8 protein-coding genes are annotated in these 9,179 nt (G+C 69.1%); 5 read left to right on the forward strand and 3 right to left on the reverse strand.

Annotated features, from left to right (window positions below; genetic code table 11):
• Together IE198_RS35980 and IE198_RS33900 are read right to left on the reverse strand one after the other, a co-directional pair.
• Window positions 1-205, reverse strand: a 205-nt coding sequence (locus IE198_RS35980) for a hypothetical protein (RefSeq protein WP_229834807.1), incomplete at its 3' end; no start/stop codon positions are given.
• A gap of 47 nt (window positions 206-252) precedes the next feature.
• Window positions 253-1,050: a maleylpyruvate isomerase family mycothiol-dependent enzyme gene (locus IE198_RS33900; protein WP_189893749.1), complete on the reverse strand. Its 798-nt coding sequence runs from the start codon at window positions 1,048-1,050 to the stop codon at window positions 253-255.
• A gap of 576 nt (window positions 1,051-1,626) precedes the next feature.
• Between IE198_RS33900 and IE198_RS33905 the strand changes: the two genes are divergently transcribed.
• From IE198_RS33905 to IE198_RS33920, 4 genes are all read left to right on the forward strand, one after another.
• Window positions 1,627-2,244, forward strand: coding sequence for a hypothetical protein (locus IE198_RS33905; protein ID WP_189893752.1), 618 nt, complete (start codon window positions 1,627-1,629; stop codon window positions 2,242-2,244).
• Window positions 2,245-2,835: 591 nt separating this feature from the next.
• The gene (locus IE198_RS33910; RefSeq protein ID WP_189893754.1) at window positions 2,836-3,579 is read left to right on the forward strand and encodes an AAA family ATPase; all 744 of its coding nucleotides are present in this window, start codon (window positions 2,836-2,838) and stop codon (window positions 3,577-3,579) included.
• On the forward strand, window positions 3,572-3,829 hold the full coding sequence (locus tag IE198_RS33915) for a hypothetical protein (protein ID WP_189893756.1): 258 nt from the start codon (window positions 3,572-3,574) through the stop codon (window positions 3,827-3,829). Before IE198_RS33910 ends, IE198_RS33915 begins: the two co-directional genes overlap by 8 nt.
• A 392-nt stretch (window positions 3,830-4,221) precedes the next feature.
• The gene (locus IE198_RS33920; protein WP_189893758.1) at window positions 4,222-5,481 is read left to right on the forward strand and encodes a hypothetical protein; all 1,260 of its coding nucleotides are present in this window, start codon (window positions 4,222-4,224) and stop codon (window positions 5,479-5,481) included.
• 304 nt (window positions 5,482-5,785) lie between these two features.
• Here the strand turns inward: IE198_RS33920 and IE198_RS33925 are convergent, their stop codons facing one another.
• Complete coding sequence (locus tag IE198_RS33925) at window positions 5,786-8,344, reverse strand: DEAD/DEAH box helicase (protein WP_189893760.1); 2,559 nt, start codon at window positions 8,342-8,344, stop codon at window positions 5,786-5,788.
• Between the two features lie 301 nt (window positions 8,345-8,645).
• Here IE198_RS33925 and IE198_RS33930 point away from each other — a divergent pair, with 301 nt between their 5' ends.
• Window positions 8,646-8,840, forward strand: coding sequence for a double zinc ribbon domain-containing protein (locus IE198_RS33930; RefSeq protein ID WP_189893762.1), 195 nt, complete (start codon window positions 8,646-8,648; stop codon window positions 8,838-8,840).
• Window positions 8,841-9,179: the final 339 nt, after the last annotated feature.

A 9,179-nucleotide genomic window follows, 5' to 3' on the forward strand; every position in this document is an offset into this window, starting at 1 on the left:
GGAAGTCCCGAAGAACGCCACCCACTGGTCCCGCAAGTCGATGGCCGAGCACAGTGGTCTGTCGAAGTCCACCGTCGGCCGGATCTGGCGGAAGTTCCAGCGCGGTCTTCTCGTAGCGGGTGGCGATGCCGCGCCACTGCTGGAGCCGGTTGGTCAGGTGGGCCGCGCGGTGAGGTGCCTGCTCCGGGGCAGTTCCTTTCCGCACGCCCCCCTCGACTCCGGCGGCACCCGCAGCAGGGGAAGTGCGCCGTCTCAGAAGGCGGAGTTGGCGAACCAGTGGGCCAGCAGGTCCTCGTCCCCCTCGTGGGCGAGGACCTCTGCGGTGTAGGGCAGGCGGCCGTAAACGAGCAGGAGCAAGTCGGCCGCGGTTCCCCGGACGGTCGCGTCAGCGGTATCCGCGGTCGGGTGGGTCGTCTTGAGCCCGAAGCCGTCGGATCGCAGGCGGACGAGCCAGTCGTCGTCCCCATCGGTGGAGCTGAAGCGGATGGTCTTGTCGGGGCCGCGCAAATTGGCCACCTTGGGGGCGAAGGAGGTGGCGAAGGGCAGATTCACGAGGAACTCATCGATCCCGTCGACCGCGACCAGGCGATCGATTGTGGGCCGGGAGCCGAGCGCCAGCTCGGCGTCGGCCCGGTGCAGCAGGGTCTCGAAGAGCATCCGGCGTGCCCAGAAGCGGGCGTGCTGGTCGACGCCCCACGCCCACATCGGCAGGTTCGGGTCGGTGGATGCGAAGGCGTCCGCGGCGACGGTCGCGCTCTCGGCCAGCCAGTCGGCGTATCCGTCATCCTGGTCCGGGAGCCGCAGGTCCACCTCTCGCTTCCGCGGTGGTTCCTGGATGCGCTCCAGCAACAGGACCGAGAACCAGCGCTGGACGCTGCCTGTGTGCTTGACCAGGTCGGCCAGTGTCCAGCCTGGGCAGCTGGGCACCGCTGTCGCCAGGTCGGCGTCCTTGACCACTGCGACGAACCGGGCGGTCTCCGCCGCGACTGCCGTGCGGTGGTCGACCGGGGCGAAAACGGATCCGCCGTCGGGGTGCTTCGGGGTCTTCATTTGACATGCCTATCGGATAAGGGTGCGGGTTCAGCCAAGTACCCGGACGAGGAGGGCTTTTGGCCTGTCGATGGAGATATGCGCTGGGCCACCGGCAATGAAGCCTGATTACAGAGCTCGGCGCCGCGTGCCGCCTCTGCAAGCTCCACCCGACAAGGTTATGGCAATAATGGTGAAAATCAAAGGTTGAGCAACTCAAGCTTTTTGGTAACGCTGGACCCGCCTGGCGCGCCGCGAGATCAGCCCCGCATCCGGACATCGGACCGGATGCCGCCTGCCCAACGGAGAACGTGACCTCGGTTGTGGGAGACAGATTGGGTTCTGCACGGTCGCGGTCGCGGGCGTTCATGTCACCGCAGGCCAGGCGAGTGACGCGCCAGCCATCGAGGCTCATGGCCAGGATTCTGCGTCCGCGAAGCGGAATGGGGCGGCCGAGAAGCCGACCGGCGGTCGCACTTGAGGAGGTGCCCAGTCATACCGGTGTGACCGACCGCAACCCGTGGACCTCGGAACCGTTCGACACAGGCATCAAGACGGGGATGGACCGGCAGGAGAGGTTCACGGAGCTTGTCAGCCGTGCTGTCGAGCTTCGGCACGCGGCCGCGCCACGACCGTACTGGCCGCAGCGCCGCGGTAACGGCCTCTCCCACGACGGCAGCACACCACGAGACACCCGGCGCCTGCCCGCCCGAGCGCGCCGCGCAGCTGGAAGCGGACGTCCGCACCGCGCTCGGCACCCCGCCGCCGCTCGCCCTGCTGGAGGAGGTGCTTCCCGCCGACGCCGAGCAGTCCGACGGGAGGGCCGAGCCGCTCGTCGGCTGGCTGCGGGTGTGGGACTGGTCGCCCGTCCTGCCCGCGCGACTGCTGGCCGGCTGGGAGCCGGTGCTGGACGCAGTACGCCGCCTGAAGCCCGCCGGCCCGCCCGACCCGCGCACCGCGCCCGTGCTGGAGCCGGTCAAGGCGACCACGGTGCTGGACGCCGAGGACCTGGCCGAGGTGGCCGCCGCCCGCGGGCCGGCGGCGGCCACCGCCGAGGACGTCGGCGCCGACGGCTACGCAATGGTCCTGCACCGCCTCGTCGCTGTCGCCCCGGCCGCCTGGACAGCCAACGTGCCCGATGTCACGCCCGCGCCCTGCTGGACGCCGCAACGGCCTTGCCGCAGGATGAACGCCCCTCCGAGGTACAGAAGCTGAGGAGGGCGCTGGTCAACGCAGGCGACGTTGATGCCGCCACCCGCGGGTGAGTCACCCGACCCTCACACCCGGCCCAGTACGGCTGCAGCCGTACAGCACCTGGACGGCCTCACAGGCGCCGTGGCGGTGCGGCTGCATGGGCGCGGACCGTAGGCACGGCCGGGGCTAGCGTCGCGGGCTACTCGGCGCCTACCGCGCCCGCGCACCTCGCGGACGCGGCCACCCCCGAACAACTCGATGCCCTGCGCACAGTCCGTGCGGAGCGTGCCCGACGTCTGCGCGCCGAGGTGAAAGCCGCCGAGAAGCTGCGCCGACAGCGCTTCGCCCCGGCCACCACGGCCGGGCCGGCCCAACGGCTGGGAGCCCTCACCTCCGCTCAAGCCGGGGACGAACTGGCCGCCGTCGAGCACACCGACGCCTCGAAGTGGCGCTGCCGGACCTCATCCCGCCCGCCGCGCCACCGGCTGACTGGCGCACCCCGCCCTCCCTCGCCACCCGGACCGCGCCTGGCCGGCCTGCTCCCGTCCCGTCCGAACCTGCCTCCGACGGCCCACCCGAACCCACTGCACAGACCGCAGACGGAGACGCCTCGTGACCGCGGCCACCTACCAGTACGTCGACCTGCCCGATGCGTCCGTGGTCACCACCCGCGCCCTGCTCACCGCCCGGGAGAACATCACCGACACGGTCGCCGCCCGCGCCATGATGTGCATCCACGGCGGCGCCGGCTTCGGTAAGACCCTCGCCGTCAACACCTGCCTGCGCGGACTCGAACCGCACGAGGACGTCCGCAAGATCACCTTCCGGGCCCGTCCCACCGCCCGTGCGGTGCGCTACGAGCTGTTCACCGCGCTCGACCTGGCCGGTGAACCACCGCGCCACCCCAGCGAGTTCGACCGTCTGCTGAAGACAGCCCTGGCTGAACGCTCCCGCACCTTCCTGGTCGACGAGGCCCAGTGGCTGAACGGGGAGGCGTTCGAATACTTCCGCTATCTGTGGGACGAACCCTCAACCCAGCTCGCGATCATCTTCGTCGGTGGCGAGGGATGCCACACCGTGCTGCGCCGCGAACCGATGCTCTCTTCCCGCATCTTCATCTGGCAGCACTTCACCCGCCTCACCCCCAGCGAAGTACTCGAGGCCATTCCCTTGTTCCACCCGGTCTGGGCGGACGCCGACCCCGATGACATCGCCTTCGCCGACAGCCACGCCGCTCACGGCAACTTCCGTGCCTGGGCCCAGCTGACCGCCCACGCTCGCACTGCCCTGGCACGCACCGGCCGTCCCCGCGTGGACCAGGAGCTACTGCGCTGGGCCTTCAGTCGCCTTGGCTGACCCCCCCTGCCTGCGACTGCTGCTCCTGGCCGCCGACACCAACTCCGCCACCTTCGACCTCGCCCGCCTGCTCCCCGCCACGCCGCTCACCGCTTTCCGGCAGCCGCGCCCGAGCGGCCCCGATGAGGGAGCCTGGACTACCCTGGTGACCACTCAAACCGCACGTTTGCCGTACGGACGCCGCTCAATTTCCCTGACGGAGCGCATGCACAGCGCGGAGCACCGGTTGGACGAAGTGACCGGGGCCTAGCGCCCGAGCCCCCCGCCTCGGGTGCACGACGCGGGGTCGCCGCTCGCTCAGTTGGGGAGAGGGCCTCCAAGGTCTCGTTCCAGCGCTTCAGCGCGGATCATCGAAGCCCTCCCCGCTGTCGGAGTCGCGCCGTCCGGGGACCAGTTGTAGGCCGGTGCCGTCAGGGAAACCCAGTGTCCGGCCGAGTCTCCGCCGCCTATCCATAGGGAGACGGCAACTCCGCCCCGGCCGGCCGCCGGGCCAGCCCGCACCGCGCGGGCCCTCACAGAACAGCGAGCAGCTGGTGCAGAGCCTCGAAGAACGCATTGCCCGTGTCTGGCACCAGGAGGTCCGACCGCTGGTCGACGACGCCTTTCGCTGCCACAGCACCGGTACCCCCCCGGGCCGCCATCGTGGCGACCTGGACAGCCGTCTGCACCGACATTATCCACAAGCTCTACCAGCTCGCCGAGGACGGCGACGGCAAGGCCGCCGAGATCGTCGCGAAGCTTAACGAGGCCCGGGGAAAGCTCGACGGCGCAGCAATCAAGATCGTGGAGGATGTGGAGAAGAAGCTCCTGGAGGACGCGCTTGATCTGGAACTGATCGACGGGATCGAGCACCGACAACTGCTGCGCCTGAAGGAGGACCGCAACCTCTGCGCACACCCCTCCCTCCGTTCGCTCGGTGACGTCTTCGCCCCGACCGGCGACTACGCGCGGGCCCACCTCGTGGCCGCGCTGGATGCCCTGCTGGTGCACCCGCCCACCCAGGGGCGCAAGGCGTTCGACCGGTACATCGCCCACGTGGACGACCTCTCCTTCGTCGGCCACGCCGACTACCTGGTGCAGATGTTCGCCAAGCGGGTGAAGTCCAGCGCCTGGAAGCAGATCGTTGGCATCGCGGCCAAGCATGCGATGCTCGAACTGCCGGTGCCCGAGACCAGCAGCATCCCCGCGAGCATGGCCGCAGACCGGCACGCTCTCTGCCTGATTGCGTTCGCCCGGCACGACCGCGACGCCGTGCGGGAGGCTGTCACCAAAACCATGGCCAAGTTCAACGAGCTTCCCATCGACCGGCAGCTGAAGGGTCTTGCGCGCCTGGGCGAGTTCGACGTCTTCACCGACGCGCTCGACGCGGCGGTGTGCCAGCAGATCGGCACCTACGTCGACCAGGTTCAGTACCCGTCCGCCGGCACGGAGGCCCGCTGGGTGATCGACGTGATCGCGTTGGCCGGGAGCGACGCCATCCGGGCTCGCATCCCTGCCCTGGCCAGCAAGTTCGCCGAAGTCGGGCCGTACCAGCAGGCCGACGTCATCGCGACGAATCCCTCCGCCTACTTCACCGACGTCGTGGCGGAGATCCTGGCCGCGGCCGGCAGCTACCGCACCGCTGAACACTTCGCCGAGAGCGTGGTGATCCCGCTCGCCGGCTTCATCCAGCCGGAGCAACTGGAGGGCATCCTGACTGCCTGGGCTGAGAACCAGGAGTGCCGGGCCGCAGCGAAGATGCCCGAGTTCGCGGCGCTCTTCTGGACGAAGGCCCCCCAGCTTCACGGTCTCGCGGCGTGGGCGGAGTTCGTCAAGCGGGTGCAGGGGCTCGCGGAGACGGACTGGTACCTGTACGACGAGCTGGCCGCCCACATCCGCTCCCCGGAAGCCGCCGCCTCGTAGGGGTCTTTAGATGGGTCAAGGCCCCCGTCGTCGCAGGTTCGAAAGGCCCGGCAACGCCGGGCCCCTCCTCCCGTTCCTCCGCGTCGAAGGCTGCACCCAACTCGTTCCCGTGCCCCCGGGCACCCCTGTCGGACGGGAACGCGTCCCGCCCCGGGGGAAGAGACCTCGCCATGTCACGCCTGCTCGACCGGCAGCTGCTCCAGCCGGAGCACCCTCGCTCCACGACTTTCTGCAGACCACCGCTTCAGGGCGGGACTCGGCGGCGCAGTAGCTACGCTTGGGCGGCCTCGAGCTTGTTCGCCGGTCAGGTCCAACGCATCCCGATGGCGGAGAGCTGCTCCACCCGCTCGGGCGTCAGCGTCGCGGCCCTGCTCCGCTGATTCCCGATCCATGCCCCGAGGCGGAGCTGCCGCTCCTCCTGGTCCTGGCCGTCCTCGCGGCCGCCTGCCTCCCCGTCCCCGCTGCCGACGATGATCCGTTCGATGTGTTTGCGGGGTACGCGAAGGTGTCCTTCGCGTTGGTAGTACTGGCGGGCGGCGGCGTAGTTGAGGGCCCATTTGTCGGCCTGGCTGGTCCGTGGCTTGGGTTTTTCGTTCTCGGTGGCGGGTTGGATGCCGAGGATGTGTTCGCACATCCATTGCTGGACGGTGGTGAGCTTGTCGAAGCCGAGCCGCTGCGCCCTCACCCACCGCCCCAGATCCTCGCCCTGGCGCACGACCACGCCCGGCTTCATCGGCAGCGCGCCGCCTTCTTCCAGATGTTGCCGGGTGAGGTGGAAGGCTCGCTGCCATTCCACGGGCCAGGCCGGGCACCACGACGGGTCGATTTCCTCCAACTGCTCCCTGCGGTCTTCCGACAGCGCCCCGACCGCCGACTTCACGGGCAGCCCTTCAGCACGCCGCTGCTCGTTTTCGGCGGCCCGGCGGGCGGCGGCTCGCGCGTTCTTCAGAAAGATGCCCACGCGGTAGCCCTGGTAAGTGGCGTCCAGCGGGGCCAAGAGATGGCCTGCTTCGGCTGCCCATCCGCGCGCCGCGGCGAGGCCTTCTTCCCAGGCGACGTCGTAGTGCGACCACACCATGCCCAGCTTCTCCAACTGCTCCACACGGTCGACGTCCATGTCCCCGCGGGCGTAGAAGCGCCTTGCATCGGCGATCCATTGCCCAAGTGGAAACCCGGCGAGCGCGGCCGGCCACCCCTCCGCCTCTGCCTCCTGGCCGTCGCGGCCCGGCACGCGGAACGTGAACGGCACCTTGAGGTCGCCGTGCTCGCGGGCGTAGATGGCGGCGGCTTCGATGCCGCGTCGCCAGTGCTGGTGTTCGGGGTTGAGGACGCGCAGGTTGATGAAGGCGGCCAGTTGGGCGGGGTCGCGGGGGGTGCTGAATTTCAGCAGCTCTCTGGCCGGTACTGACAGACCACGGTCGCTTCGGTCGCTCGCGGCTTCGTCACCTTCCTGGGGCCCGCTGCGGCTCTGTACGCCCCTGACGCGGCTTGGCGCCTGCTGCTGCGCCAGAGCCTCCACGACCCGGGCGTCGTGTGCCCTGAGCGCCTCCAGCAGCTTCGCCAGGCCGCCGAACGCCCGTGAGGTGAGCATGTTTTCCGCCGTCTCACCCGGCCCGAGCAGGACCGGCACCACGAGCGAGGCGACCTTCCCCTCGCCGGGCTGCATCCGGAGCGCCCGGCCGACGGCCTGGACGAGGTCGGGCATGGAGCCGCGTACGTCGGCGAAGTACACGGAGTCACAGTTGCGGGTGTCTACGCCTTCGCCCAGGACTTTCACGGATCCCAGGTAGCCCTTCTCGACGGCCGTGCCATCCGTGGCGATCCCGTCGGCGAACTCCGTCAGAACTCGGCGCCGGTGCCCCGGCTTGTGATCGCCGCACAGCCAGTTGGCCCAGATTGTCCTGGGGTACAGCTCCGGATCAGAAGCGTGCAGCTGCGCGGCGACGTCGGCAAGGCCGGCCGCGAAAGCCTCGGCCTCCTTCACCATGTGGTGGAAGACCAGCGTCCTGCGGAAGCCTTCCTCCGCTGACGCCTTCACCAGCGCGGTCTGCAGGGCGGCGAGCCGCGCCCCGCGCACCTGCTCGGAGCGCGCGTCTTCGCCCAGCAGCTGCACGGCTTGAAGCTGGGTGTCGGTGATGTCCACGCACACCACCTGGTAGGGGGCGCAGATCCCGCGGTCGATCGCCTCGGACAGCGTCAGCGTGTAGCAGCGGCTGCCGAAGGGGGAGCCGGGGGAGTCTTCCATGCTCGCCACCAGCTCACCCGGTGCGCCCTGCTGCTCCTGGTCTTCGTCGAACTGCCACAGCCGGGGCGTGGCCGTCATGTACAGGCGCCGCAGGGACGGGATGCGGGTGTTGTCGTGGACCACCGCCCACGGCTTTCCGATCCGTCCCGACGTCCGGTGCGCTTCGTCGACCACGATCAGGTCCCACCCCGGTAGGCCGGCCTGGTGTGCGCGTTCCAGGGTGCCGAGCCCGAGCGAGGCGTAGGTGGCGAACACCGTGATCTTGTCGAACGGCCGCACCCAGTCGACCAGCTCCTCCACGTCCGTGGTGTTCGGGAAGGCAGCCTCCTCGCCGCGCAGGGACGAGACCCCGATCATCGGGCCGGCGCGGCCGCCCTCGCGCCATGCGGTCTCGGTCTGGGCAAGCAGGTCCAGCGAGGGCACGAGGACCAGCACACGACCCGCCCGGAGCTCCTCGGCACTCCGGGCGGCGACGAGGGTCTTGCCGGTTCCGGTTGTCATGATCACCTGAGCGCGCAGACCCCGCTCTGGCACGGTAGACCGTGCAGGAAATTCGAGCGCACGGCGTACTGCGTCCACGGCTTCTCGCTGATGAGGACGGAGTTCCTTCACAGCCATTCCGATCTACATCTCTTCTGCGGAGCCAGACGACCGTTCTCAGACGCCCCACGTCAACAACCAGCCTGCGAACAACAAGCATTGGCCCTCGAGACGGGCTCCACCGAGACGGCGATACACGCCCCTGATCCGAGACACGCACAGCCACCCTGCAACAGCACAGATCTCACAGAGCTGGAGTCCCATCAATCCAGAGTCTATAGCAGCTTAAAAATGAAGCAGTCACCATGAGCGAATCAACTTCGATGCCACGGGTACTCCGCACCCAAATCCAACACTTTCATTCTGTTCCCGGAGAGTCATGACGCAGGAGACTGAAAACGAGAAGGGCAACCGGTTCTGCAAGGCATGTGGCACGCCGGCTGAAGACGGGAAGCTGTGCAGCCACTGCGGCACGGTTCTGGACTTCCCTGAAGAGGGTGGGCTCATCGAAGACCAAGGTGCAGCGGTACGACGCGACTTCGAGGGACGCACCGAGCAGCAAGAGCAAGGGTGATTGAAACAGCAGGACGAACCCAGCCTGCTGGACCGTGAGCACTGCGGCACGTCACGCGCATACTTGATGGGATGTCACTCCGAGAGCTGAGGTGGCCATCAGAGTCAAGCCACGTGCCCCTTTTGCAGCCAGCCAGCCCGGCCCGCGGCAGCGGGCCGAGGGGACTGGAGGCGCAGCCGGAAGGACCGTCCGGCGGGGGAGCGCAGCGGACCCGCCCTGCCAGGCTGGAGCGAAGCGGAGGCCTGGCAGCGGGACGAAGTCCCGCAGCTCCGGGAGCGCAGCGGACGGAGCGTCACCCGGCTTGCGCAGCGCCCCGCGCGGAGCGCGGGGCGCAACACC

This window comes from Streptomyces xantholiticus (genome assembly GCF_014651015.1).
GTDB lineage: Bacteria > Actinomycetota > Actinomycetes > Streptomycetales > Streptomycetaceae > Streptomyces > Streptomyces xantholiticus.